This is a genomic window from Bradyrhizobium sp. BR 10289 (assembly GCF_019455385.1).
In the GTDB taxonomy this organism is placed as follows: Bacteria; Pseudomonadota; Alphaproteobacteria; order Rhizobiales; family Xanthobacteraceae; genus Bradyrhizobium.
Map to the genome: position 1 here is coordinate 26,389 of NZ_JACOFR010000024.1, position 22,394 is coordinate 48,782.

General features: G+C 64.8%; 30 protein-coding genes and 1 pseudogene. 19 read left to right on the plus strand and 12 right to left on the minus strand.

Features of this window, described 5'->3' with window-relative positions; all coding sequences use genetic code 11:
- The first annotated feature begins 20 nt into the window (after positions 1-20).
- Positions 21-449: a group II truncated hemoglobin gene (locus tag HYH08_RS29880; protein WP_220013411.1), complete on the plus strand. Its 429-nt coding sequence runs from the start codon at positions 21-23 to the stop codon at positions 447-449.
- Between the two features lie 11 nt (positions 450-460).
- Here the strand turns inward: HYH08_RS29880 and HYH08_RS29885 are convergent, their stop codons facing one another.
- Genes HYH08_RS29885 through HYH08_RS29900 form a run of 4 tightly spaced genes read right to left on the minus strand, consistent with a single transcriptional unit; the run spans position 461 to position 2,339 of the window.
- The gene (locus HYH08_RS29885; protein WP_220013412.1) at positions 461-706 is read right to left on the minus strand and encodes a hypothetical protein; all 246 of its coding nucleotides are present in this window, start codon (positions 704-706) and stop codon (positions 461-463) included.
- Positions 707-720: 14 nt separating this feature from the next.
- Positions 721-1,488 (minus strand): dienelactone hydrolase family protein, encoded by a 768-nt coding sequence (locus HYH08_RS29890; RefSeq protein WP_220013413.1) that lies wholly within the window; start codon positions 1,486-1,488, stop codon positions 721-723.
- Positions 1,489-1,522: 34 nt separating this feature from the next.
- A complete protein-coding gene (locus HYH08_RS29895) occupies positions 1,523-1,852 on the minus strand; it encodes an iron-sulfur cluster assembly protein (RefSeq protein WP_220013414.1) in 330 nt (109 codons plus the stop codon).
- Between the two features lie 7 nt (positions 1,853-1,859).
- On the minus strand, positions 1,860-2,339 hold the full coding sequence (locus HYH08_RS29900; protein WP_220013415.1) for a hypothetical protein: 480 nt from the start codon (positions 2,337-2,339) through the stop codon (positions 1,860-1,862).
- A 355-nt stretch (positions 2,340-2,694) separates the two neighbouring features.
- Here HYH08_RS29900 and HYH08_RS29905 point away from each other — a divergent pair, with 355 nt between their 5' ends.
- From HYH08_RS29905 to HYH08_RS29915, 3 genes are read left to right on the plus strand one after another with little or no spacing between them, the layout of a single operon-like run.
- Positions 2,695-2,928: a BolA family protein gene (locus HYH08_RS29905; RefSeq protein WP_220013416.1), complete on the plus strand. Its 234-nt coding sequence runs from the start codon at positions 2,695-2,697 to the stop codon at positions 2,926-2,928.
- Positions 2,929-2,947: 19 nt separating this feature from the next.
- Positions 2,948-3,283 carry a Grx4 family monothiol glutaredoxin gene (gene grxD, locus HYH08_RS29910; RefSeq protein ID WP_220013417.1) on the plus strand — a complete coding sequence of 112 codons (336 nt, stop codon included), beginning with the start codon at positions 2,948-2,950 and terminating at the stop codon, positions 3,281-3,283.
- Positions 3,280-3,633, plus strand: a complete 354-nt coding sequence (locus tag HYH08_RS29915) for a (2Fe-2S) ferredoxin domain-containing protein (RefSeq protein ID WP_220013418.1) — start codon at positions 3,280-3,282, stop codon at positions 3,631-3,633. Before grxD ends, HYH08_RS29915 begins: the two co-directional genes overlap by 4 nt.
- Before the next feature lie 3 nt (positions 3,634-3,636).
- Here the strand turns inward: HYH08_RS29915 and HYH08_RS29920 are convergent, their stop codons facing one another.
- Both HYH08_RS29920 and HYH08_RS29925 read right to left on the minus strand, forming a co-directional pair.
- Complete coding sequence (locus HYH08_RS29920) at positions 3,637-4,047, minus strand: ArsC/Spx/MgsR family protein (RefSeq protein WP_220013419.1); 411 nt, start codon at positions 4,045-4,047, stop codon at positions 3,637-3,639.
- Positions 4,048-4,057: 10 nt separating this feature from the next.
- On the minus strand, positions 4,058-4,492 hold the full coding sequence (locus HYH08_RS29925; RefSeq protein WP_220013420.1) for a response regulator: 435 nt from the start codon (positions 4,490-4,492) through the stop codon (positions 4,058-4,060).
- Between the two features lie 391 nt (positions 4,493-4,883).
- On the opposite strand from HYH08_RS29925, the gene nifH reads away from it, so the two are divergent.
- From nifH to HYH08_RS29980, 11 genes are all read left to right on the plus strand, one after another.
- A complete protein-coding gene (nifH, locus tag HYH08_RS29930; protein ID WP_220013421.1) occupies positions 4,884-5,768 on the plus strand; it encodes a nitrogenase iron protein in 885 nt (294 codons plus the stop codon).
- Positions 5,769-5,866: 98 nt separating this feature from the next.
- Positions 5,867-6,565, plus strand: coding sequence for a nitrogen fixation protein NifQ (locus HYH08_RS29935; protein ID WP_349631472.1), 699 nt, complete (start codon positions 5,867-5,869; stop codon positions 6,563-6,565).
- A gap of 7 nt (positions 6,566-6,572) precedes the next feature.
- Positions 6,573-7,049 (plus strand): Fur family transcriptional regulator Irr, encoded by a 477-nt coding sequence (gene irr / locus HYH08_RS29940; protein WP_502789056.1) that lies wholly within the window; start codon positions 6,573-6,575, stop codon positions 7,047-7,049.
- A gap of 144 nt (positions 7,050-7,193) precedes the next feature.
- Positions 7,194-8,375 carry a homocitrate synthase gene (gene nifV / locus HYH08_RS29945; RefSeq protein WP_220013423.1) on the plus strand — a complete coding sequence of 394 codons (1,182 nt, stop codon included), beginning with the start codon at positions 7,194-7,196 and terminating at the stop codon, positions 8,373-8,375.
- Positions 8,376-8,382: 7 nt separating this feature from the next.
- Positions 8,383-9,174, plus strand: a complete 792-nt coding sequence (cysE, locus tag HYH08_RS29950) for a serine O-acetyltransferase (RefSeq protein ID WP_220013424.1) — start codon at positions 8,383-8,385, stop codon at positions 9,172-9,174.
- A complete protein-coding gene (nifW, locus tag HYH08_RS29955) occupies positions 9,167-9,496 on the plus strand; it encodes a nitrogenase stabilizing/protective protein NifW (RefSeq protein ID WP_220013425.1) in 330 nt (109 codons plus the stop codon). The genes cysE and nifW overlap by 8 nt, the downstream gene beginning before the upstream one ends.
- A 193-nt stretch (positions 9,497-9,689) precedes the next feature.
- A complete protein-coding gene (locus HYH08_RS29960) occupies positions 9,690-10,532 on the plus strand; it encodes an electron transfer flavoprotein subunit beta/FixA family protein (protein WP_220013426.1) in 843 nt (280 codons plus the stop codon).
- Positions 10,533-10,551: 19 nt separating this feature from the next.
- The gene (locus tag HYH08_RS29965) at positions 10,552-11,658 is read left to right on the plus strand and encodes an electron transfer flavoprotein subunit alpha/FixB family protein (RefSeq protein ID WP_220013427.1); all 1,107 of its coding nucleotides are present in this window, start codon (positions 10,552-10,554) and stop codon (positions 11,656-11,658) included.
- 203 nt (positions 11,659-11,861) lie between these two features.
- The gene (locus tag HYH08_RS29970; RefSeq protein WP_211405688.1) at positions 11,862-13,169 is read left to right on the plus strand and encodes an FAD-dependent oxidoreductase; all 1,308 of its coding nucleotides are present in this window, start codon (positions 11,862-11,864) and stop codon (positions 13,167-13,169) included.
- A gap of 38 nt (positions 13,170-13,207) precedes the next feature.
- A complete protein-coding gene (locus HYH08_RS29975) occupies positions 13,208-13,504 on the plus strand; it encodes a ferredoxin family protein (protein WP_025037776.1) in 297 nt (98 codons plus the stop codon).
- Between the two features lie 3 nt (positions 13,505-13,507).
- Positions 13,508-13,714 (plus strand): TOBE domain-containing protein, encoded by a 207-nt coding sequence (locus tag HYH08_RS29980; protein ID WP_080136000.1) that lies wholly within the window; start codon positions 13,508-13,510, stop codon positions 13,712-13,714.
- Here the strand turns inward: HYH08_RS29980 and HYH08_RS29985 are convergent.
- From HYH08_RS29985 to modA, 4 genes and pseudogenes are all read right to left on the minus strand, one after another.
- A complete protein-coding gene (locus tag HYH08_RS29985) occupies positions 13,688-14,305 on the minus strand; it encodes a DUF2478 domain-containing protein (RefSeq protein ID WP_502789078.1) in 618 nt (205 codons plus the stop codon). The genes HYH08_RS29980 and HYH08_RS29985 overlap by 27 nt on opposite strands.
- Before the next feature lie 51 nt (positions 14,306-14,356).
- Positions 14,357-15,055: pseudogene (gene modC, locus HYH08_RS29990) on the minus strand (molybdenum ABC transporter ATP-binding protein); the annotation flags it as partial.
- A complete protein-coding gene (gene modB / locus HYH08_RS29995; RefSeq protein ID WP_220013428.1) occupies positions 15,052-15,738 on the minus strand; it encodes a molybdate ABC transporter permease subunit in 687 nt (228 codons plus the stop codon). The pseudogene modC and the gene modB, both read right to left, overlap by 4 nt.
- Before the next feature lie 5 nt (positions 15,739-15,743).
- Positions 15,744-16,496 carry a molybdate ABC transporter substrate-binding protein gene (gene modA, locus HYH08_RS30000; protein ID WP_220013429.1) on the minus strand — a complete coding sequence of 251 codons (753 nt, stop codon included), beginning with the start codon at positions 16,494-16,496 and terminating at the stop codon, positions 15,744-15,746.
- A gap of 232 nt (positions 16,497-16,728) precedes the next feature.
- On the opposite strand from modA, the gene modD reads away from it, so the two are divergent.
- On the plus strand, positions 16,729-17,643 hold the full coding sequence (gene modD / locus HYH08_RS30005) for a ModD protein (protein WP_220013430.1): 915 nt from the start codon (positions 16,729-16,731) through the stop codon (positions 17,641-17,643).
- A gap of 39 nt (positions 17,644-17,682) precedes the next feature.
- Here the strand turns inward: modD and HYH08_RS30010 are convergent, their stop codons facing one another.
- Both HYH08_RS30010 and HYH08_RS30015 read right to left on the minus strand, forming a co-directional pair.
- The gene (locus tag HYH08_RS30010; protein WP_220013431.1) at positions 17,683-18,576 is read right to left on the minus strand and encodes an NAD(P)-dependent oxidoreductase; all 894 of its coding nucleotides are present in this window, start codon (positions 18,574-18,576) and stop codon (positions 17,683-17,685) included.
- A 123-nt stretch (positions 18,577-18,699) separates the two neighbouring features.
- On the minus strand, positions 18,700-19,722 hold the full coding sequence (locus HYH08_RS30015; RefSeq protein WP_220013432.1) for a LacI family DNA-binding transcriptional regulator: 1,023 nt from the start codon (positions 19,720-19,722) through the stop codon (positions 18,700-18,702).
- 288 nt (positions 19,723-20,010) lie between these two features.
- Between HYH08_RS30015 and HYH08_RS30020 the strand changes: the two genes are divergently transcribed.
- From HYH08_RS30020 to HYH08_RS30030, 3 genes are all read left to right on the plus strand, one after another.
- Positions 20,011-20,739, plus strand: coding sequence for a GntR family transcriptional regulator (locus HYH08_RS30020; RefSeq protein WP_220013433.1), 729 nt, complete (start codon positions 20,011-20,013; stop codon positions 20,737-20,739).
- A 208-nt stretch (positions 20,740-20,947) separates the two neighbouring features.
- A complete protein-coding gene (locus HYH08_RS30025) occupies positions 20,948-21,454 on the plus strand; it encodes an ureidoglycolate lyase (RefSeq protein WP_220013434.1) in 507 nt (168 codons plus the stop codon).
- A 12-nt stretch (positions 21,455-21,466) separates the two neighbouring features.
- Positions 21,467-22,384 carry an allantoinase PuuE gene (locus tag HYH08_RS30030; RefSeq protein ID WP_220013435.1) on the plus strand — a complete coding sequence of 306 codons (918 nt, stop codon included), beginning with the start codon at positions 21,467-21,469 and terminating at the stop codon, positions 22,382-22,384.
- The last annotated feature ends 10 nt before the right edge of the window (positions 22,385-22,394 follow it).

Sequence of the window (22,394 nt, forward strand, 5' to 3'; positions counted from 1 at the left end):
GCACAGCAGAAGGCATCGGCATGAGCGACACGGTGGTCACGGTTTCAATGTACGAGCGGATCGGCGGGCCGGTCGTCATTGACCGTCTGGTGGAGAGCTTTTACCGCCGCATGGATGAGTTCCCCGAAGCCGCCGGCATTCGTTCCATGCATCCGGGCGACCTCACATCGACCAAGCAGGTTTTGAAGCGCTATCTCACCGAATGGACCGGCGGGCCAAAACTCTATTCGCCGGAGAAGGGCCATCCGCGGCTGCGCCAGCGTCACATCGGCTTTCCAATCGGGAGCGCCGAGCGTGATGCCTGGCTGCTTTGCATGCGCGGTGCGCTGACGGAAACGGTTGCCGATGAAGCGGCGCGTGGGGAGCTTGATGCCGCGCTGACCAAGCTCGCCGACTGGATGCGCAACCAGGCGGGAAATCCGCACGATGCGCGCGGCGGCCACGCTTGAAAGGCACAGCGTCAATCGGACAGCGGCAGTCCAAAAAACTCTTCCTCGGCGCCGCCCCACGCCTTGTGCAGGGCGAGGCCGCTCTGCCACTTGCCCATCTCGGTTTCGGTCGCCGCCCGGTGTGTGATCTTGCCCTCGGGTCTCTCGGCCAGCAAGAATCCTTTGCCGTTGCGGATGAAGCGATTGAGATCCTTGGTGTCGGTCGGCCGCACGACGCAGCGCGGCGCGTCGTCGATGAGGATGGTTGTCGGCAGCATTTCGCGAGCCTCGCTTAATCCATCGGTGGTCCGAGATCGTCGTCGGCCTTCTTCTTTTTCTTCTTCTCGGTCTTCGCCTGGGCATAGGCGCCGGCGTTCTTCAGCAGGATCGGTTGCTGTCCTTCGACATATTGCGAGATCCAGAACAGGGTCCGTTCCAGAGCCGTCGCCGCCGCATCCTCGCGATAGTTGCCGCGCTCGTTGCAGCCAAAACCCTGGGCGGCTTCCGGATAGGTGAAGGCGCTGACGTCGGGGCGCCAGGCGCGGAATTGCGTGATGGCCTCCAGCGGCAGTTCCGGGTCACTCTCGCCGAAATGCAGGAGCGTCGGCACCTTGCGCTTCTCGCGATAGTCGGTGACGGTCTCGGCCCCGTCATAGCCGATCACGCAGGCGATACCGTTGACCTTGTTGGCTGCGGTGTAGGCGAGATCGCCGCCCCAGCAATAGCCGACGACTGCGACCTTGCCGGCGTCCTTCACCGCGTTCACGGTCGCCTGGATGTCGGAGATCGCCTGCTCGTTGCCGATCTGGGCGCTGATGGCCGCGCCTTCGGCCCTGCCGCCCTCATCGTGACCGAGACTGACGCCCGGCTTCACCCGATCGAACAGGGATGGCGCGATCGCGACATAGCCCTTCGCCGCGAAGGCGTCCGCGACCTTGCGGATCTCGGGTGTGACGCCGAAGACGTCCTGAAGGACCACCACGGCTCCCTTGGGCGTGTCCGCCGGCTCGGCTCGATATGCGGTGAAACTCGTTCCGTCGCTGGCGGTCAGTTCGATCATTGCATCCTCTCCTCTGCGTTTGCATCTGGTTGTTCTAGAGCAGGCCGAGCTCGAGCTTGACGTCGTCGGTCATCCGCGATGAGTCCCAGGGCGGATCGAACACCAGCCGCACCGCGACCTTTTCGACTCCGCCGACCTCGATGACCGCTTTCTCCACCCAGGACAGCATCTCGCCGGCGACCGGACAGCCTGGCGCGGTCAGCGTCATGTCGATCTCGACCAGGCCGCCATCCTTCGGTTCGATCCGGTAGATCAGGCCGAGGTCGTAGATGTTCACGGGAATTTCGGGATCGTGAACGGTGCGCAGCGCGGCGATGATGCCGGCGATCAGCGTCTCGTTGTCGGCAAGCTCGGTGATCGTCATCGCTCCCTCACTGCAGCCCCTCGGCGAGCGCCGCGACGACCGGCCAGCCGACCGCGCCCGTGGGGTCGAGCCGCCGCAGCGCCGCGAGCAGTTCGTGGGCCTGTTTCTGTTCGTCCTTGCGCAGGTGGATGAAGGCGAGCGCTTTCAGCGTGTAGAGCGCGAAGCGGCCGGCGCCATCGGGCAGTTCGGCCTGCGGCTGCCAGCGTCGCCAATCAGGGCTCCAGCCGGCCTGATGCGCGGCCTCGCGCAAGCCGCGCTCGGCGATGCTCTGGGCTTCGTCGAGGCGACCGCGATAGGTGTGGGTCTTGTAAAGACAGAAATAGACTGCGAGCTCCGTCGGCGCCGCGTCCAGGGCCTGGCGGAAGATGCGATCGGCCTCGAGCGGGTCGCGTCGATAGCTGACCACGCCCTGCTGCAGCAGCGAGTCGATTTCGGGCGCGAGCTCACCGAAATTGATGCCGTCGGAATCGACAAGGACGGTTGTCATGAGCCGCTCGCCATCGTCGGGATTCGGGGTCCATCGCCCAATCGGCTTAAGTCGGTGTGAGACAATTCGGGTTCCTCTTCCAGCGTATCGGAATACGGTTGCTGTGCTCACGAAGCAAAAGCCGGGCCGGACGGGAAACGCCGCGAAAGCGCGTCAATTCCCGGCGCCGCGAGGCGTCGCTGCCATGTCCGCAGCAAGCCGGCCCGCGTTCGTCACGTCATCGACACGCATGCCAGCGGTGTTGTCGGAAGTCGGACACGACGCCGGTGCGAGGTCCGCAAGTCCCTCTGAAAGCACGGGTTCCGAAACTGGTTTGGCGCTTGCATGGAGCTGGCGTAGAGCAGGAGTGTGCGACATGGCGATGGCGGGACCGGACATCGAGCAATTGATCAGAGAGGCGTTTCCGGATGCCCATGTGATCGTGACCGATCTCGCCGGTGATGGCGATCACTACGGCGCGCGCGTTGTTTCACAGGCCTTTGCCGGCAAGAGCCGGATCCAGCAGCACCAGATGGTCTATGCCGCACTAAAGGGGCGAATGGGCGAGGCGTTGCACGCGCTCGCGCTCGAAACGGCGGTGCCGACATGAATATGGAAAGGATAGAAGCATGAGCGAACCGACCGAACAACGTATCAAGGACATCATTGCGGGCAGCGATGTCGTGCTGTTCATGAAGGGTGTCCCGGCCGCGCCGCAATGCGGCTTCTCCGGCACCGTCGTGCAGATTCTGAACGGCCTCGGCGTGCCCTTCACCGGCGTCAACGTGCTCGCAGACCCCGATATTCGCGAGGGCATCAAGGCGTTCTCGAGCTGGCCGACCATCCCCCAGCTCTACGTCAAGGGCGAGTTTCTCGGCGGCTGCGACATCGTGCGCGAGATGTTCAAGCTGGGTGAGCTTGCCGCGGTTCTGAACGACAAGGGCGTTGCGGTGGCGGCGTCATGAGCGACGGAATGACCGAGGAGTTCGAGCTTCCGCAGCTCTACCGCCACCACGTCTTCGCCTGCCACACCCAGCGCCCGCCGGGTCATCCGCGGGGAAGCTGCGGTGCGTCGGGCGGCGGGCCGCTTTGGGAGCGGCTCGGCAAGGCGATCGAGGCGAAAGGTCTCACCGATATCGGTTTTACCGCATCCGGCTGTCTCGGTTTCTGCGGAGCGGGTCCGTTGATGGTCGTCTATCCCGATGGTGTCTGGTACCGGCCGACCACGCCGGATGACATCGACGAGATCGTCGAAGAGCACCTGAAACAGGGCCGCCGCGTCGATCGCCTGGTCATGGTGCTCGCGCGGAGCTGAGCCTCACGGCTCCGCGCAACGCGGCGCCGCCTCCGGCCGCGTGCAGCCCTGCAGGTCGCTTCGCTCGCCGCCAAGCAGTGACGGAACCGGCTCGCGGTCGAAGCCGGCGCATCTTGCGCCATTGGCTTCGATCAGCGGACGCCGGATCAGCAGGGGATCGTCCAGCATCAGGCTGATCGCGCCCGCCGCGTCGATCTCTGCCGGCTTCACCTCGCCGGATTTGATTCGCGGCGCCGCCGGGTTGAACCAGGAGGCGACCGGCGTCTCGCCGAAGAAGGCACGCAGCGCCTGAGCGCTCCATGCCTCTGTCAGGAGGCTCTTTGCGATCACCTGATGCCCAGCGGCTTCCAACGCGCGGATCTGCCGGGCGTTGGTTCCGCAACCGGGCTTCTGGTAGAACAGCACAGTAGCCACGCCCGCGCTCCTATTTCATCATGCTGAGCTGGACCAGCGGCGCGGCGCCGCCGCGGCCGAGGATCGTGTCGACCTTCTTGCGGACGCCTTCCAGCGTCAGCGGCTTCACCACCGCGCCGTGGGCACCTGCCTTCATGGCTTCGACCGCCGTGGTCTCGTCGGACTTGTCGGTGACAATGAGAATGCGGACGCCCGGAAATCTTGTGCCGAGTTCGCCGACCAGGGCGGGGCCGCGCGTCTTCAGGAAAGAGACGCCGAGCAGCACCACATCCGGCTTCAGCCAGTCCACGCCCTTGGCATAGGCCTCTTCCGGCGTGGCAAGCTCGTGGGTCTCGATCTCGTCATGCAGCATGAACTGGAGCGCTGCGCGGGTGATCTCGTCCTCGTCGACCACGAACACGCGTCGCTGGTCGACGGCCTTGGCTGTCTCGACACCGATCTGCATCTGTCGTTCTCCTCAATTTCCTCACGAGGAGAGTTAGCAATTTCCGTTCCGTGTCCGCGCAGCCGCGGTTGTGGTGCATTTGCACCGCTGGCGCTGCGATCCTTGTCCGGTTTCTGACAGAGGCCGTACCTCTGTAAGGTTCGACACAGCTTCTGTCGGCGCTTTGCATCGAAATATTTCGCAAGCGCATTCAGCGCCTTAGAGCGCGCGCAGCGAATGGCACGCCAGTTGCTATTTGGATGGGGCAACAACGAGTGAGGGCTGAGAACACGCCGACGCCGCTGGCGAGCGATGTTCTCCTTCCCGAACCCCGCGGGCCCACGCTTCTGAGAGAGAAGCAATCTCGCGCGAGCAGCGCGGAGTCATTGGCAATCGGTTGATGGAGAGCAACATGTCTTCACTGAGACAAATCGCGTTTTACGGCAAGGGTGGTATCGGCAAATCGACGACGTCGCAGAACACGCTCGCGGCGCTTGCCGAGATGGGTCACAAGATCCTGATCGTCGGCTGCGACCCCAAGGCGGACTCGACCCGCCTGATCCTGCACGCCAAGGCGCAGGATACCATTTTGAGTCTGGCGGCCAACGCCGGCAGCGTCGAGGACCTCGAGATCGAGGACGTCATGAAGGTCGGCTACCAGAACATCCGCTGCGTCGAGTCCGGTGGTCCGGAGCCGGGCGTCGGCTGCGCCGGCCGTGGCGTCATCACCTCGATCAACTTCCTGGAAGAGAACGGCGCCTATGAGGACATCGACTACGTGTCCTATGACGTGCTCGGCGACGTCGTCTGCGGCGGCTTCGCAATGCCGATCCGCGAGAACAAGGCGCAGGAAATCTACATCGTGATGTCCGGCGAGATGATGGCGATGTATGCCGCCAACAACATCTCCAAGGGCATTCTGAAATACGCCAATTCCGGCGGCGTCCGCCTCGGCGGCCTGGTCTGCAACGAGCGCCAGACCGACAAGGAGCTGGAACTGGCGGAAGCGCTGGCCAAGAAGCTCGGCACCCAGCTGATCTACTTCGTGCCGCGCGACAACATCGTGCAGCACGCCGAGCTGCGCCGCATGACGGTGCTGGAATATGCGCCTGATTCCAAGCAGGCGGATCACTATCGCAACCTCGCGACCAGGATCCACAACAACGCCGGCAAGGGCATCATCCCGACCCCGATCAGCATGGACGAGCTCGAGGACATGCTGATGGAGCACGGCATCATGAAGGCTGTGGACGAAAGCCAGATCGGCAAGACCGCGGCCGAGCTCGCAACGGCCTGACCATCCTGCCGGCCCCCTTGCGTCGGGGGCCGGCATCTTTCGACGACCCTGCGGCATAACCGGCGGAGCGGTCCGTGATTGCGGCGCGAGCAAGTCTCATCGAAGCGACGGCGTATCCGACAGCAGCGTCGGAAGCCGGCAAGCCGCATGCCGGAATAGAGTTTTACCGCCTGCTGACGGGCTGCGCTCCGGCGGAAGCTGATATCAGCGCCGACGATGATTTCGACCGCCACGTGCTGGCCTCGATCCTGGCCGCAGCCGTGATGGATGGTGGCTCGATCGCCGAGCGCGCCGGCCTTTCCGCGCAGGAGCTCAACGACCTGCTCATCGGCTGTTTCCCCTCGGCCATGGTCCGTGCCTTCACGTGGATACCAGAATCGACCTCCGAGACCGACGATGAGACGATCATGGTGCGCGATCTCCTGCTCGCGCAGCGCTCGACCGAAGGCGATGTCGGCCGCTGGCTTGCGGCCATGGTGGCGCGGCGCGCGATGGAGCCGAACCACCTCTGGGAAGATCTCGGATTGCGCGAGCGGCCTGAATTGTCACGCCTGCTGCTGCGCCATTTTGCGCCGCTGGCGACCCGCAACACCAGGAATATGCGCTGGAAGCGCTTCTTCTATCGCATGCTCTGCGAGGACGACGGTTTCGTGATGTGCACGACGCCGGTCTGCACGCAATGCAATGATTTCGACCTCTGCTTCGGCGAGGAGAACGGCGAGAGCCGGATGGCCGAGCGCCGGCGGGAATTTTTGCGCGGTAGCGGCGATCATGTCGACGCCGCCCGGTCGGCGTGAGGTGATCATGGACGCGTATCCGGAAATATCCTTCGTCGATGGATTGGACATGGAGCCGTCTGCGCAACGCAGCGGCGAATGTTCCGCGTTCCGGCGGTTGCGCGAGGCCGGCCTGCGGCCGACGCGCCAGCGTGTGCTGTTGGCGGAATTGCTGTTTAGCCAGGGGCACCGTCACGTCACCGCGGAGATGCTCTTTGCCGAGTCGGTCGAGGCCAACATCCAGCTCTCGCTGGCGACCGTCTACAACACGCTGAACCAGTTCACCCAGGCCGGGTTGCTGCGGCGGATCGGGCCGGATGGCTCGCGGTCGTTCTTCGACACCAACACGACGGTGCATCCGCATTTCTATCTTCACGGCGAGGACACGCTGATCGACGTCCCCGAAACGCTTCTCCTCGAGCAGATGCCCGAGCCCTTGCCGGGCCATGAGATCTCGCGGCTCGACATCGTCATCCATATCCGCCGCAAATCTGCCGACACCTGACACGTCGCCTGTCAGACGCTGTCGCATTTGCGACAAAGCGAGCGCGGCCGATAATTCGATGAATTTCAATTGCTTGGCGGTCCATCTGACGATGGCACGAGGGTTGCTGAACTCCTGATCGGAATGAATGATGGGAGTGCGCGGATGGTGTTTTCCGACCCGACGAAGCGGCTGGATGGTGGTCGACCCCGACCCATCGTGCTCAACGACACCACGTTGCGTGACGGCGAGCAGGCGCCCGGTGTCGCCTTTACCACTGCGGAAAAAGTCTCGATTGCGCGTGCACTGGCCTCCGCCGGCGTCACCGAGATCGAAGCCGGCACGCCCGCCATGGGCCACGACGAGGTGAGCGCGATCCGCGCCATCGTCGAGGCCGGTCTGCCGGTGACGGCGATCGGCTGGTGCCGGATGCGGTCGTCGGACGTCGATGCCGCCATCTCGGCCGGCGTCTCCATGGTGAACGTGTCGATCCCCGCCTCCGACGTGCAGATCGCCGCCAAGCTCGGCGGTGGCCGGCCGGCGGCGCTGGAGCAGGTGAGACGGGTGGTCGGCTATGCCCGTGACAGGGGGCTCGACGTCGCGGTCGGCGGCGAGGACTCCTCGCGCGCCGACGTCGACTTCCTGGTCGAGCTGATCGCAACCGCAAAGGCGGCGGGCGCACGCCGGTTCCGCATTGCCGATACCCTGAGTGTGCTCGATCCGGACGCCTCCTTCGCGCTGATCGCTTCGCTTCGCGCCACCACCGATCTCGAGCTCGAATTTCACGGTCATGACGATCTGGGGCTTGCGACCGCCAACACGCTGGCCGCGATCAAGGCCGGTGCGACGCATGCCTCCGTCACCATGATCGGTCTCGGCGAGCGGGCGGGCAATGCCCCGCTGGAGGAGGTCGCGGTCGCGCTCAAGCAGCTCTATGGCTGCGATACCGGCGTGGTGCTGTCCGAGCTGGAGAAGGTGGCGTCCGTCGTCGCGACCGCGGCGGCGCGCGCCATTCCGCTCAACAAGGCGATCGTCGGCGAGCATGTCTTCACCCACGAGTCGGGCATCCATGTCGACGGCCTGTTGAAGGATCAGCGTACCTACCAGGCGCTGGATCCCCGGCTGCTCGGCCGCTCCAACCGGATCGTCATCGGTAAGCATTCGGGGCTTGCCGCGATCACCGCGCTGCTTGCCGAACTTCAGCTGTCCGTGAGTGCGGATGAGGCGAAGTCCGTCCTCGCCCGTGTCCGCCAGCATGCCGTCGAGCACAAGGGCGCCGTCGGCCGGGAGACGGTGACGGCGATCTGGCGCGAGGTGCGCGAGCGCTCGCTTCTCGACTGCGCGTGAGGGTACCATGGGCTGTGTCGTCGATATTCCACTCGCTGAACCGTCCCCGCCCGGGCCGGTCAAGCCGTCTTTGCTCAGGCTGATCCGTGAGGACGTGGGCTGTGTACGTCAGCGCGATCCCGCCGCACGTGGTCAGCTCGAGACGCTCCTCACCTATCCCGGCATTCATGCCGTGATCTGGTATCGCATCGCCAATCGGCTGTGGACGGGCGGCTGGCGCTTTCCCGCGCGGCTGCTGTCCTGGTTCGGTCGCTTCGCCAGCAATGTCGACATCCATCCCGGTGCGCGCATCGGCCGGCGTTTCTTCATCGATCACGGCGCCTGCGTCGTCATCGGCGAGACCGCAGAGATCGGCGACGACGTCACGCTCTATCACGGCGTCACGCTCGGCGGCACCTCCTGGTTTCCGGGCAAGCGCCATCCGACGCTGGAAGACCGCGTCGTGGTGGGGGCGGGGGCCAAGATCCTTGGCCCGATCACGGTCGGCGCCGGCTCGCGCGTCGGTGCCAATTCGGTGGTGATCGACAGCACGCCGCCCGATGTCACCGTGGTCGGAATTCCCGCGCGGGTCGTGCGCCCGCAGCTCGGCCATCGCCGCGTCGTCGGCCATATCGATCTCGACCATCACCTGATGCCAGATCCGGTCGGCGATGCCATCGCCGTGCTGCTCGACCGCGTCGAGTTCCTGGAGGCGCGGCTGACCCACATGCAGAGGCGCGTCCGGGACACCGGCGTGCCCGCGACACAGAGCACGTCCGGCATGGCGCCGCAGAGTCTGATGGAGACCGACAATGGCTAATGGAATCCTCGCGCAACTCAACAAGACCTCGGCGGCCGAAGAGTTCTTCACGCTGCTTGGCGTCGATTACGATCCGGGGATCGTCAACGTGGCGCGGCTGCACATCCTGCGGCGCATGGGGCAATATCTTGCCGCAGAGGACTTTGCCGGTGCGACGGACGAGACCGTGGCGGAACGGTGCAAGACCGTTCTGGAGCGGGCCTATGCGGACTTCGTCGCGTCCTCGCCGATCGATCAGCGCGTCTTCAAGGTCCTGAAGGACGCCGTCGCGCCGCAAACGAAACAGACGCCGACATTGGTGCAGATCGGCACGTTGAAGTGAAGCCGTGCTCTGTCGCATTTGCGACGTGTGTCGCGGCAGCGTTGTCGGCTCCACCGTCTGAAGCGGATGCAAGCGATACCGTTGCTTCTGTAAGTCTCTGTATCGACGTCCGATTTTGATCTCTCCCGCAGTTGGTACGACACTTGCTGTTTGTCCTGTGAACCAAGTCTGAAGGCGAGTCCTGGAGAAGCATATGCACATCGTCGTCTGCATCAAGCAGGTCCCCGACTCCGCGCAGATTCGCGTGCATCCCGTGACCAACACCATCATGCGTCAGGGCGTGCCGACCATCATCAATCCCTACGACCTGTTCGCGCTAGAAGCAGCGCTCGAGCTGCGCGATCAGTTTGGGGGCGAGGTCACCGTGCTGACCATGGGACCGCCCTCGGCCGAGGACAGTCTTCGCAAGGCGCTGACCTTCGGCGCCGACCGTGCCGTGCTTCTGACCGACCGCTTCTTTGCCGGCGCCGATACGCTCGCCACCACCTACGCGCTGGCCACCGCGATCCGAAAAATCTCCATCGAGTTCGGCGCGCCCGATCTCGTCTTCACGGGAAAGCAGACCATCGACGGCGACACCGCGCAGGTCGGCCCCGGCATCGCCAAGCGGCTCGGCCTGCTGCAGCTCACTTATGTTGCGAAAATCAGCGCGCTGGACCTGCAGGCGCGTACCATCGACGCCGAGCGGCGATCCGAGGGTGGCGTCCAGATCCTGCGGACCCGGCTGCCGTGCCTCGTCACCATGCTGGAGGCGACCAACCAGATCCGCCGCGGCGCCATGGCCGACGCGTTGCGCGCCGCACGTGCACCGATCGTCAAGTGGAGCGCGCAGGATGCCGGTGTCGAGGACATCTCGAAATGCGGCCTGCGCGGCTCGCCCACCATCGTCAAGCGGGTGTTCGCGCCGGCCGCACGCAGCGAGAAGGCTGTGCTGATCGAGGCCGGCGAGCAGCCGGCGGAGGCGTTGATCGACGCCATCTTCAAGCGCCAGCCGGGGCTCGAAACCGAGCTCGCGACGCTGGCGCGCGGCTATTGAGACGATGGGAGCAAGTATCATGGGCACCGCACCGAAAACCGCAGCTCCCGCTTCCGGCCGCGCCGCGACCAAGAAGGAGCTGCCCGAACATTTCAAGGCCTACAAGCATGTCTGGGTCTTCATCGAGCAGGAGCGCGGCCAGGTCCATCCGGTCTCCTGGGAGCTGATGGGCGCCGGCCGCAAGCTTGCCGACAAGCTCAAGGTCGATCTCGCCGCAGTCGTGATCGGCCCCGAGGGCGAGGCGACGCAGAGCGCCGCCGCGGAGTCGTTCTGCTACGGTGCCGATCTCGTCTACATGGTCGCCGACGATCTGCTCACCGACTACCGTAACGAGTCCTACACCAAGGCGCTGACCGACGTCGTCAACACCTACAAGCCTGAGATCCTGCTGCTCGGGGCGACGACGCTCGGCCGCGACCTCGCGGGCTCGGTGGCGACGACCTTGCTCACCGGTCTGACCGCCGACTGCACCGAACTCGACGTCGATGCCGACGGCTCGCTCGCGGCGACGCGCCCGACCTTTGGTGGCTCGCTGCTCTGCACGATCTATACGCTGAACTATCGGCCGCAGATGGCCACGGTGCGCCCGCGCGTGATGCCGATGCCGGAGCGCGTCGTGCGTCCGGTCGGACGCATCGTCAGCCATCCGCTCGGCCTTTTCGAAGACGACATCGTCACGAAAGTCCTGTCGTTCCTGCCCGACCGCGATTCCCAAAAATCCAACCTGGCCTATGCCGACGTCGTCGTCGCCGGTGGGCTCGGGCTCGGATCGCCGGAGAACTTCCAGCTGGTGCGACAGCTCGCGACCGTTCTGGGAGCCGAATATGGCTGCTCGCGGCCATTGGTGCAGAAGGGCTGGGTCACCTCCGACCGGCAGATCGGCCAGACCGGCAAGACCATCCGGCCGAAGCTCTACATCGCCGCCGGCATCTCCGGCGCGATCCAGCATCGCGTCGGGGTCGAAGGCGCCGACCTGATCGTCGCCATCAACACCGACAGGAACGCGCCGATCTTCGACTTCGCCCATATGGGCATCGTCGCCGACGCGATCCGGTTGCTTCCGGCCCTGACCGCGGCGTTCCGCGCCCGGCTATCACCGCATTCCCGCGACCGGATCGCGAGCTAGCGCATGTCGAGCCTGGTGCGATCCGTGTCCGCCGTTCACCTCTCCCGAAGGGAGAGGTCGGATCGCCTAGCGATCCGGGTGAGGGGTTGCGCTCCATCGAGGGACTTGGAGCCCTCACCCGGCGCTTCGCGCCGACCTCTCCCCGGAGGGGAGAGGTGGACCTCGCCCGCTGTTGCAACGGGAGCCCTTGAGAGGAGTACGCCATGATCGAGGAGAAATTCGATGCCATCGTCGTCGGCGCCGGCATGGCCGGCAACGCGGCGGCACTCACGCTGGCCCAGCGCGGCCTGAAGGTGCTCCAGCTCGAGCGCGGCGAGTATTCCGGCTCGAAGAACGTGCAGGGCGCGATCCTCTATGCCGACATGCTGGAGAAGCTGATCCCGGATTTCCGCGAGGACGCGCCGCTGGAGCGGCACCTGGTCGAGCAGCGCTTCTGGATGATGGACGACCGCTCGCACACCGGCCTGCACTACCGTTCCGACGACTTCAACGAGGAGAAGCCGAACCGCTACACCATCATCCGTGCGCAATTCGACAAATGGTTCTCGCAGAAGGTCCGCGAGGCCGGCGCCACCGTGCTGTGCGAGACGACGGTGACCGAGCTCGCGCAGGATGCCTATGGCAAGGTGATCGGGGTACGCACCGACCGCGCCGACGGCGAGATCCATGCCGACGTCGTCGTGCTGGCGGAAGGCGTCAACGGCCTGCTCGGCACGCGGGCTGGCCTGCGCAAGCGACCGACGCCGGACAAGGTGGCGCTCGCCGTGAAGGAGATGCATTTCCTGCCGCGCGAAACCATCGAAGCCCGCTTCAATCTCAAAGGCGACGAAGGCATGGTGATCGAGGCCGCCGGCACCATCTCCCGCGGCATGACCGGCATGGGTTTCATCTACGCCAACAAGGAGTGCATCTCGCTCGGCATCGGCTGCCTCGTCGCGGACTTCCAGCGCACCGGCGAGACGCCGTATGGCCTGCTCGATCGCTTCAAGCGGCATCCCTCCGTCGCCCCGCTGATCGAGGGCTCCGAGGTGAAGGAATATGCCGCGCATCTCATCCCCGAGGGCGGCTTCAAGGCTATCCCGCAGCTCTATGGCGAGGGGTGGGTCGTGGTCGGCGACGCCGCCCAACTCAATAACGCCATCCATCGCGAGGGCTCGAATCTGGCGATGACGTCGGGCCGGATCGCGGCGGAGGCGATCTTCCAGGTCAAGTCGCGCAAGGATCCGATGACGGCGGAGAACCTGTCGCTCTACAAGACGATGCTGGACCAGTCCTTCGTCATCAAGGACCTGAAGAAGTACAAGGACATGCCTGCGCTGATGCACACCCAGTCGCAGAACTTCTTCCTGACCTATCCGGAGCTCGTCTCGAAGGCGATGCAGAATTTCCTGCGGGTCGACGGTACGCCGAAGGTCGAGAAGGAAAAGACGACGTTCAAATCGTTCATCAAGGCGCGCTCCTGGAGCGGGCTGTTCGGCGACGCTTTCCGCCTCGCACGCGCCTGGCGGTGACACAAGGAAACGCAACACCAGCGATGGAGACCCAAATCATGTCGATCGAGCCATCCGTACGTGTCGAGGACAAGCTGTTCTACAACCGATATCTCGTCGATGCCGGGCGGGCCCACATCAAGGTGCGGCCTCACACCACGCCGTCGCCGGAACTCCTCAGCATGCTGAAGGCCTGCCCGGCGCGCTGCTATGAGCTCAACGACAAGGGCCAGGTCGAGATCACGGTCGACGGCTGCATCGAATGCGGCACCTGCCGCGTGATCTGCGAGGGGAGCGGCGACATCGAATGGAGCTACCCGCGCGGTGGTTACGGCGTGCTGTTCAAGTTCGGTTGATCCATGAAGCTCAGTGCCCGCAACATTCTCCCGGGACGGATCGTCGCCGTCACCAAGGGGACCACGACGGCCCATGTGAAGATCGAGCTCGCGCCCGGCCTCGTCGTGTTCTCCGCGATCACCAATGAGGCCGTAGACGATCTCGCTCTGAAAGTGGGCGACGCCGTCTCGGCCGTGATCAAGTCATCCGACGTGATGATCGGCAAGTAGCGCCGTGGGCGCATCGGCGGACAGGCGCGCCGCGCGGGCCCGCTTGGTGCGCGATGACAGGTCCTGCCACCAGCCCTCGATCGCTCCGCGTTCGCAGAGCAGGCTGGTGCCGATCCCGCCGGTAAAATCGTTCCAGGCGTCCAGGCATTTTTCCGGCACCGCCGTCAGCACGGGGATGCCGGCGGCGATGGCGTCGGCCAGCTCGTCACGCAGGCCTTCGCCGGCGGCCTCCTGCTTGGAGAATTTGTTGATCACGACGAGATCGACATCCGCCGCGATCGCCCGCGTAACCGCAACTGCCGCCTCGGCCAGCCCCGCGGCATCGAGCTTGCAGGCCATTGCGCCTGAGCCGAGCGGCTGGCAGATCGAAATCTCGCGGCCGGTCATCAGGTCGATCGCCTGCATGCCGATCTGACAGCCGGCGCCGTCCTTGATGTTGCGCTGGACCACTCCGCCGATCCGCTCGCCCGATCGGACCATCGCCTCGGCGAAGTCGGCGAGCAAGGTATCGACGTCGTCCTGCGGGCGGTAAAGGATCGCGGCGACGCGGTTTGGGTCGATGTCGTGGAAGTCGATCGGCATGGAAGTCATCCTCGTCCGGTTTCCTACGCCCTTCCGTCGGGGCGAGCAATCTCCATGCCGATCGCGGCTCCCGGCCAGCGGTATCGGATGGAGGGTATGCAGCGGGCCGGGGCCAACGACGCGGCCATGCTCCATCAGCACCAGATGATCGGCAAAACGCTCGATCTCGCTCATGTCATGGCTGATGTAGAGTACCGGCAGCAATAGCCGTTCGTGCACACGCTCGAGGAACGGCAGGATCTCGTTCCTCGTGGTGCGATCGAGCGCGGCCAGCGGCTCGTCCATCAGCAGGAGCTTTGGCTGCGACAGCAGCGCGCGGCCGATCGCGACGCGCTGCCGCTCGCCGCCGGAGAGGCGGTAGGGCGAGCGGTCGAGCAGTGCGGCAAGGCCGAGCAGTTCCACGACCTCGTCGAATACGATCTGCGCGCTTGCGATCTTTGGCGCGCCGTACAGCAGATTTCGACGCACCGAAAGATGCGGAAACAGGCTGGCTTCCTGGAACACGTAGCCGATCGGTCGGCGGTGCACGGGCCGGAACGAATGCCGGTCCTGCCAGATGTCACCATCCACCGCGCAAAAGCCGTCGTTCATGCGCTGCAGGCCGGCGATGCAGCGCGCCACACTGGTCTTGCCGCAGCCCGACGGGCCGAAGACCGCGGTGACGCCGGTGGCGGGCAGGCTGAGCTCGGCATCGAGCACGAAATTGCCGAGTCTGCCGCGAAAGGCCGCGTTGATCCGGCCGGGTTCGGCCATTCTCATGTCGCAGCCCTCGCAGCACGCTTGTCGACCAGTGTCATGGTCAGGATCACCGCGAAGGCGAAGAGCACCATGAGGCCCGCGAGCAGGCTCGCCTCGCGCCAGCGCGAGGTCTCGACATAGTCGAAGAGCGCAACCGAGAGCACTTTTGTGCGGCCGGGAATGTTGCCCCCAATCATCAGCACGAGGCCGAACTCGCCGACGGTGTGCGCGAAGCCGAGCACCGCCCCGGTCAGAAAGCCGGGCCGTGCCAGCGGCACCGCAACGGTCCAGAACGTGCGCAAGGGCGAGGCGCGCAAGGTGGCGGCAACCTCGAGCGGCCGCTCGCCCACGGCAGTGAAGGCGTTGCGGATCGGCTGCACCACGAAGGGCATCGAATACACCACCGAGCCGATGATCAGGCCTTCGAAGGTGAAGGCGAGCGTGCGCCCGCCCCACGCGCGCGCAATCCATCCGCCCGGTCCGTCCGGGCCGAGCAGGATCAGGAGATAGAAGCCGAGCACGGTCGGCGGCAGCACCAGCGGCAGAGCGATCACGCTCGCGATGATCTCGGTCCACCACCCCTTGGCGTGCGCCAGCCACCAGGCGAGCGGCGTCGCCAGCACCAGCAGGATCGCGGTCGAGATCGCGGCGAGCTCGATCGTCAGCAGGAGCGATTGGCGGATCTCCTCCGACCAGATCTCCATGCGCGTCAGCTCTGCCCGTCCAGCACGTAGCCGTATTTCTCGATGATGGCGCGCGCCTCGGGCCCTCTGAGGAAGCCGATGAACGCGCCGGCGGCCTCGTTGCCGGCGCCGTTCTTCAGCAGCACCGCGTCCTGGCGGATCGGATTATAGAGCGCCTGCGGCACGACCCAGCGCGATCCGGCCTCGCTGCCGGTCAGCTGCGACAGCGCGACGAAGCCGACCTCGGCGTTCCCGGTCTCGACGAACTGATAGGCCTGGGTGATGGTTGCGCCTTCCACGAGCTTCGGCTTCAGCGCATCGTAGAGCTTCAGCGACTTCAACGTTTCGATTGCAGCGAGGCCGTAAGGCGCCGCAGCCGGGTTGCAGATCGAGAGTTTTGCGAAGGACGCGGCCTTCAACGTCTTCTCGCCCGTCACGATTCCGGGCGACTTGCTCCAGAGCACGAGCTTGCCGATCGCATAGGTGAACCGGCTGTCGGCGACCGCGAGGCCGTCCTCGACGAGTTTCTTCGGCCGTGAATCGTCGGCGGACAGGAAGACCTGGAACGGCGCGCCCTGTGTGATCTGGGTGTAGAACTGCCCGCTCGCCCCGAAGCTCAGCACCGCCTCGTGTCCCGTCTTCTGCTTGAAGAGGACGGCGATCTCCTTGGCGGCATCGGTGAAGTTGGCGGCCACGGCAACATTGGTCTGTGCGGCCTGCGTTGGTGCGCATCCGAGCAGCAGGCTCGCGATGACCGCGATCGGGCGAAGCAGTTTCATGACGAACTCCAGCGGCCGGCAATTGGGTCCAGGCAGCCCGATTGCTGCGAGGCGCCGGCCGCAATCGTCTCAGCAATCGGCGTGCCGGATGCGAAGGCGCAGTCTGGTGTGCGCCTTGCAGGAATGACGTCAAATCGGGTGATTTCCCGGTCTTGCGGCGGCAGGACCGATCGCCCTTGTCCGGTTTCCGACACCGCGCGTCGGCAAGCCGACATCGACGAAGGAACACGACATGGCAACGGTGGCATCCCGCGCGGAGCTCGAGCGCCTGCTCGAGGACGACGTGCCTTACGGCGACCTCACGACGGATGCGCTCGGAATCGGTGCGGCCATCGGCGTCATGCAGTTTGCGGCGCGCTCACCGATGGTGCTGGCGCTCGCCGAGGATGCCGCGGCGCTCATCGCGCTTGCCGGATGCGAGGTGGAGCTCTTTGCCGCTTCGGGCGCATCGCTTCAAGAGGGCACGCCAATCCTTCAAGCGCGCGGTCCGGCCGCCGCGCTGTTGCGCAGCTGGAAAGTGGCGCAGACCCTGATCGAGATCTGGTCCGGCGTTGCCAGCGAGACCCGCGCCATCGTCGAAGCGGCGAGAGCGGTCGCACCGCAGATCCCGGTGGCCTGCACGCGCAAGAACGTGCCCGGGACCAAGCGCTTTGCAGTGGCAGCCGTGAAGGCGGGCGGCGCGGTGATGCACCGGCTCGGCCTCTCGGAGACGGTGCTGGTATTTCCCGAGCACCGCGCCTTTCTCGGGGAGCTGCCGCTGTTTCAGGTGGTCGAGCGATTGCGCCGGGGGGCGCCGGAAAAGAAGCTCGTGATCGAGGTGAAGACCGCCGACGCCGCGCTCGCCGCGGCGGTGGCCGGCTTCGACGTGATTCAGGCCGAGAAATTCTCACCGGCCGATGCCGCCGCATTGGTCAAGCGCATGGCATCCGTGGCCTATACGCGAGCCCGTCCGATCATTGCGGCCGCAGGGGGCGTCAATGCAGCAAATGCCGCGGCCTATGCCGCGACCGGAGTCGATGTCCTAGTCACGTCGTCCCCCTATCTGGCAAAGCCTAGGGATGTGCAGGTGCGGATTGCGGCCGCCGATGAAAGCAGACGCGAGGCGTCCAGCGTCAACGGCTCTGGGCTGGGATCGCCGCTAAGATGAATGTGCTCGTCGCGCCGGCGAGCGTCACGCTGGCCAGAGCTATAACGCTATCTTCTCACGGTATGCGTCGAGGACATCGTCGGCACTGTAGCTCTGGCGCGCAGCGAAGTTGCTCCGCAGTGCCGAATCCGACGATAGGTGAAGCCGCTTTACGATCGCTTCAGTCATGACGGGCGCCAGGCCGAGTTCCTGCAGGCCCTCGCGCGCGCCTTCCATCTCGACGGCCCGGCGTTCGGCGTGCAGGACATCCGTGCGGATGCACATGTCCACGAACTTGCTGAACGTTGTTGCATCCATCGTGTCACAGATGCCGCGCAGAGCTTCCTGCCGGACGCCCGCCAATGAAGCCGCGGTCAGCGCCTCCACCACCAGCGCCTCGATTCCTTTGGTCACGACGCTGCGCAGCATCTTGACCGCGGCCGCCGTGCCCGCGTCCGGGCCTGCGACGTCGATTGTGAAGCCGAGCGGCGCAAATGTGACGGCGAACTGCGCGGCACCGCTGCCCGAGGTGTAGAGCGGGACGGCTGCCTTATAGAGACTGACTGCGCCCATCAGATTGGCGTCGGCGAACAGGCCGCCGCGCGCTTCGACGGCTTCTGCCACGCGCTTCTTGGTGGTGGGCGTCGAAGCATTGATGTCGACGACCAGCGCACCAGGTCTGATGATATTCGCGATCGCTTCCCCTGTCGTCCCGGCGACGGCGACGACCACGGCGGAGAAGATGACGTCCATGTCGGAGAGGCTCTCGATTGTGTCGACCAAGGTCACGCCGCATCGGGTGGCCTGGGCGACGAACGCCTCGGAATAGGGCGGTCGATTCACCTTACCCTGGCAATAGGCCATGACCGGTCCCACGCCCTGCGCTGTCAGGTGCGAGGCAAAGCACTGCGCGGCTTCTCCAAAACCAACAAAACCGATGCTGGGATGCGGCATCCGCTTGCTCCACAGGGAACTCTGAACATGAGAGATCTTTGCAGCCCGGCCGGCGCGTGTCAATGAACCGTTTCATCAAAATCAGCCGATCTCGATCCTGCAGCCGCAGTTCGGGCTCCAGACTCAAAGCGGCCTGCAGGAGCCGCGCACGACCAGGGACACGGGAAGCCGGATACGGCGGGGCGGCGACTGCCTTCCGTGGTCGATCCTGTCGAGCAGCATTTCGGCGGCGTGGCGGCCCATTTCCGAGCGGTCCCAGCGCAATGCGGTGATCGGCGGCGTGTTGAGCTCGGCAAGATCGGAATCGTTTCCGCTGATAATGGAGATGTCCTGTCCTACCACGAGGCCCGCCGTGCGCACGGCGCGCAAGGGTCCGGACAGCATGTCGACACCCGCGGCATAGATGGCCGTCGGTCGTTCACTGCGGCCCAGCAGGGCGGCGGTTTCGCGAAACGTCGCTTCGTTCGAGAGCAGGCGATCGCGAATGAGGTGCGGATCGACCGAGATCCCTAGACAACGATGAGCTTCCGTATAGCCATCGATGCGGCTGCGGGAAGGATAGGCCTTGGGATCGCCGACCAGAAGCGCAATGCGGCGATGGCCAAGCGACAGCAGATACTCGGTGGCTTGACGCGCGCCGGCCCGGTGATCTGCCGAAACGCTATCCACGGATTGGACGAGTTCGCGATCGATCAGCACAATCGGCATGGCCGCGTGGGAGATTGCATTGACGAGATCGGGGTCGGTCTCGTCGCTCATCGTCATCATCACGCCGTCGACGCGGCGTTGACTGAATGTCTGAAGCAGGGAGAGCTCGACGTCCTTGGCGTTCGCGGTGCTCGCAAGAATGAAGGTGTAGCCGGCGCTCCGGAAGGTGGCTTCCGCCGCCTTCACATAGCTGGCGAACGCAGGAATGTCGAAGTCGCGTATGGCACAGGCAACCATTTTGGTTCGTGCGCTACGCATGCTCTGCGCGATGGCGTTCCGCTGATAGCCCAGTGTGAGAATCGTTTTCTGGACGCGTTCGCGGATTTGCTTGGTCACCGAGTGATGATCGTTCAAGACTCGGGAAACCGTTCCGACGGCGACGTCGGCCGCGGCTGCGACGTCGCGAATGGTGACGGTGCGTTTCGTTGCCTTTCCCATCGGCTGGATTCCTCTGGCAGTCTCGTGTGCGCCGGTCGTGCTGTAGCGCCCACTAACATGGAATGCGGTTTGTGGAAACGGTTCATTGAAGGCGGTGATTGGCTAATTCCATTTGGTATTTGGGCGCCGTCGCATGTTCCGAGCCAGTCTTGCGGCAGCACTGCGGAGCAGCGATCCAAATGAGCTGTAGGCGGACAATCCCGTTGGTATCCCGCACGGATACACATCTCGACAAGCCGAACCGGCACGACTATCAATCTGCGATTGGCGATGCTGCGAGGATCGAATGTGACCAGGCCGACTGCGCGCAAGCGACTCTCTGCCCCGGCTTCTGCGCGCAAGACCGCCGCGCCGGCACGTTCCCGTTCCGAGGGCAGTGTCACCGAGGCGACCTATCGTAGGCTTCTCGACCTGATCGAGCAGCGGCAACTCGCGCCGGGCGAGGTGATCGAGGAGCGTCGCCTGGCGCTGCGGCTCAAGGTGTCACGGACGCCCCTGCGTGCGGGCATCAGCCGCCTGCTCGGTGAGGGCAGGCTGGAGCAGCTTTCCAACGGCTCGGTCATCGTGCGCAACATCGGAATCGCCGAGCTGCTCGAGCTGATCCATTTGCGCCTGATTCTCGAGAGCGAAGCCGCCGCGCTCGCGGCGACCCGCATCGGCCTGGATGTCCTGCAGCCGATCAAGGCCAATTTGGAGAAGATCCTCGCGACCGCCGAGATCACCAAGGCCAGGCATTGGACGCTGGATGACGAAATCCACGATCAGATCGCCGGCCATTGCGGCAATCGGTCCCTGGCCGTGCTGATCGGCGAGACCCGCCGCAAGATCAGGATGTGCAACGTGGAGCGACGTCCCGAGCGACTCTTGCCGGCCTGTCGCGAGCATCTCGCCATCGTCGATGCCATCATCAAGCGCGACGCGGCGGTGGCGCGCCATGCCATGATTCAGCATCTCACCAACGTCCGCCAGGGTATGCTGGAAACCTTCGGTATCTTCCTGCCGGATAGCCACGGCTGATCGCCGCTGCGGCAACGGAATTCACGGGCGACCGCACAGCGACGGAGCAATCTGCTCAAATTTTTGCCGGCTTTCGCCGCGCATGTATTCATGGGTCGCGGTGGCTGCGCTTGACACGGCAGATCGTCCGGGCTCCAATGGTATACCACTGGAATAACACAGAAGCCGATCGCCTGATGTGTGTCCTTGCCGGGGATCTTGATTTTCGATGATGGGCTCGCCTTCCTATACGATTTCGGTCGAGCCGTTGTCCGCGGCCGCGTTTGCCCCTTTCGGCGACGTGGCGTCGCGGCCGACCGGGGAGCGGCGGCGCTACCTGCCGACGATGCTGGACCATGCCGACGAAGCGCGATCGTTCTCGTTCTGGATCAGCGGCGCGGCCGCGCTCGGGCGCCTGCCGCTGCGGGCGACCAAGCTGGAGCGGCATCCGTATTCGGCTCAGACATTTGTCCCGCTCGGCTCGGCGCGCTACCTTGCGCTGGTCTGTGGCACGCATGCCGGCGGCGAGCCCGACCTGACGACGCTGAGAGGATTTGTCGCCGGTCCCGAACACATCGTCACCTATGCGCGCAATGTCTGGCATCATCCGATGACGGTGCTCGACGCGCCCATGGAATTCGCGGTGGCGATGGGCGTGACGGGTCGGCAGGATGACGACGTCTTTGTCGATCTCGATGCCGAAGTGACGATCGTGATGCCGGCATCGACATTCTGAGGGGCGACCGTCATGACCGTGCAGAGTTCTCATGACCGCGATTTCGTCGGCTATGGACGCAATCCTCCGGATCCGAAATGGCCTGATGGTGCGCGGATCGCGCTGAACATCTGCATTAACTATGAAGAGGGCTCCGAGGCCTCGTGGGCCGATGGCGACGGTTTCACCGAGACGGCGCTGACCGAGGGTGGCGGCGGCTTCGAGGGGCGGGACCTCGCGGCGGAGTCGATGTTCGAATATGGCAGCCGGGTCGGCTTCTGGCGGCTGGTCCGGCTGCTGGCCGAGCGGAGTATGACGGCGACGGTGATGGGATGTGCGCTTGCGCTGGAGCGCAATCCGGAGGCGACCGCAGCCATCCGCGAGCTCGGATACGACGTATGCGCGCATGGCTGGCGCTGGGAGCGGCATCAGCATCTCGGCGAGGATGAGGAGCGCGAGCGCATCCGCAAGACCGTGGCAAGCCTGACGCGGACGATCGGCGAGCGGCCGCTCGGATGGTATTGCCGATATGGCGCCGGCGTGAACACCCGCCGGCTCGTCGTCGAGGAGGGCGGCTTCCTCTACGATTCCGACGCCTATAATGACGAGTTGCCATATTGGACGACCGTCTCGGGCAAGCCGCATCTGGTCGTGCCCTATGGCCTCGTCAACAACGACGCCAAGTTCATGCGAGGCGCGATGGCGACCGCGGACGATTTCTTCGCCTATCTCAAAGACTCCTTCGACATGCTCCATGCGGAGGGCGCGACCGCGCCGAAGATGATGTCGGTCGGCCTGCACACAAGGATCGCCGGCCATCCAGGCCGGGCCGCGGGCCTTGCGCGTTTTCTCGATCATGTCGCCACCCGCGATGCGGTGTGGGTCTGCCGGCGCGCGGACATTGCCCGGCACTGGATCGCCACCCATCCCGCACAAACTGGACAGTCGTGACCCATGGAAG

Excerpts from the sequence above, each read along its gene's own strand:
- HYH08_RS29880 (WP_220013411.1), top strand. The coding sequence starts at position 21 with ATGAGCGACACGGTGGTCACGGTTTCAATGTACGAGCGGATCGGCGGG.
- HYH08_RS29885 (WP_220013412.1), bottom strand. The coding sequence starts at position 706 with ATGCTGCCGACAACCATCCTCATCGACGACGCGCCGCGCTGCGTCGTG.
- HYH08_RS29890 (WP_220013413.1), bottom strand. The coding sequence starts at position 1,488 with ATGATCGAACTGACCGCCAGCGACGGAACGAGTTTCACCGCATATCGA.
- HYH08_RS29895 (WP_220013414.1), bottom strand. The coding sequence starts at position 1,852 with ATGACGATCACCGAGCTTGCCGACAACGAGACGCTGATCGCCGGCATC.
- HYH08_RS29900 (WP_220013415.1), bottom strand. The coding sequence starts at position 2,339 with ATGACAACCGTCCTTGTCGATTCCGACGGCATCAATTTCGGTGAGCTC.
- HYH08_RS29905 (WP_220013416.1), top strand. The coding sequence starts at position 2,695 with ATGGCGATGGCGGGACCGGACATCGAGCAATTGATCAGAGAGGCGTTT.
- grxD (WP_220013417.1), top strand. The coding sequence starts at position 2,948 with ATGAGCGAACCGACCGAACAACGTATCAAGGACATCATTGCGGGCAGC.
- HYH08_RS29915 (WP_220013418.1), top strand. The coding sequence starts at position 3,280 with ATGAGCGACGGAATGACCGAGGAGTTCGAGCTTCCGCAGCTCTACCGC.
- HYH08_RS29925 (WP_220013420.1), bottom strand. The coding sequence starts at position 4,492 with ATGCAGATCGGTGTCGAGACAGCCAAGGCCGTCGACCAGCGACGCGTG.
- nifH (WP_220013421.1), top strand. The coding sequence starts at position 4,884 with ATGTCTTCACTGAGACAAATCGCGTTTTACGGCAAGGGTGGTATCGGC.
- irr (WP_502789056.1), top strand. The coding sequence starts at position 6,573 with ATGGACGCGTATCCGGAAATATCCTTCGTCGATGGATTGGACATGGAG.
- nifV (WP_220013423.1), top strand. The coding sequence starts at position 7,194 with ATGGTGTTTTCCGACCCGACGAAGCGGCTGGATGGTGGTCGACCCCGA.
- cysE (WP_220013424.1), top strand. The coding sequence starts at position 8,383 with ATGGGCTGTGTCGTCGATATTCCACTCGCTGAACCGTCCCCGCCCGGG.
- nifW (WP_220013425.1), top strand. The coding sequence starts at position 9,167 with ATGGCTAATGGAATCCTCGCGCAACTCAACAAGACCTCGGCGGCCGAA.
- HYH08_RS29960 (WP_220013426.1), top strand. The coding sequence starts at position 9,690 with ATGCACATCGTCGTCTGCATCAAGCAGGTCCCCGACTCCGCGCAGATT.
- HYH08_RS29965 (WP_220013427.1), top strand. The coding sequence starts at position 10,552 with ATGGGCACCGCACCGAAAACCGCAGCTCCCGCTTCCGGCCGCGCCGCG.
- HYH08_RS29970 (WP_211405688.1), top strand. The coding sequence starts at position 11,862 with ATGATCGAGGAGAAATTCGATGCCATCGTCGTCGGCGCCGGCATGGCC.
- HYH08_RS29975 (WP_025037776.1), top strand. The coding sequence starts at position 13,208 with ATGTCGATCGAGCCATCCGTACGTGTCGAGGACAAGCTGTTCTACAAC.
- HYH08_RS29980 (WP_080136000.1), top strand. The coding sequence starts at position 13,508 with ATGAAGCTCAGTGCCCGCAACATTCTCCCGGGACGGATCGTCGCCGTC.
- HYH08_RS29985 (WP_502789078.1), bottom strand. The coding sequence starts at position 14,305 with ATGACTTCCATGCCGATCGACTTCCACGACATCGACCCAAACCGCGTC.
- modB (WP_220013428.1), bottom strand. The coding sequence starts at position 15,738 with ATGGAGATCTGGTCGGAGGAGATCCGCCAATCGCTCCTGCTGACGATC.
- modA (WP_220013429.1), bottom strand. The coding sequence starts at position 16,496 with ATGAAACTGCTTCGCCCGATCGCGGTCATCGCGAGCCTGCTGCTCGGA.
- modD (WP_220013430.1), top strand. The coding sequence starts at position 16,729 with ATGGCAACGGTGGCATCCCGCGCGGAGCTCGAGCGCCTGCTCGAGGAC.
- HYH08_RS30010 (WP_220013431.1), bottom strand. The coding sequence starts at position 18,576 with ATGCCGCATCCCAGCATCGGTTTTGTTGGTTTTGGAGAAGCCGCGCAG.
- HYH08_RS30015 (WP_220013432.1), bottom strand. The coding sequence starts at position 19,722 with ATGGGAAAGGCAACGAAACGCACCGTCACCATTCGCGACGTCGCAGCC.
- HYH08_RS30025 (WP_220013434.1), top strand. The coding sequence starts at position 20,948 with ATGATGGGCTCGCCTTCCTATACGATTTCGGTCGAGCCGTTGTCCGCG.
- HYH08_RS30030 (WP_220013435.1), top strand. The coding sequence starts at position 21,467 with ATGACCGTGCAGAGTTCTCATGACCGCGATTTCGTCGGCTATGGACGC.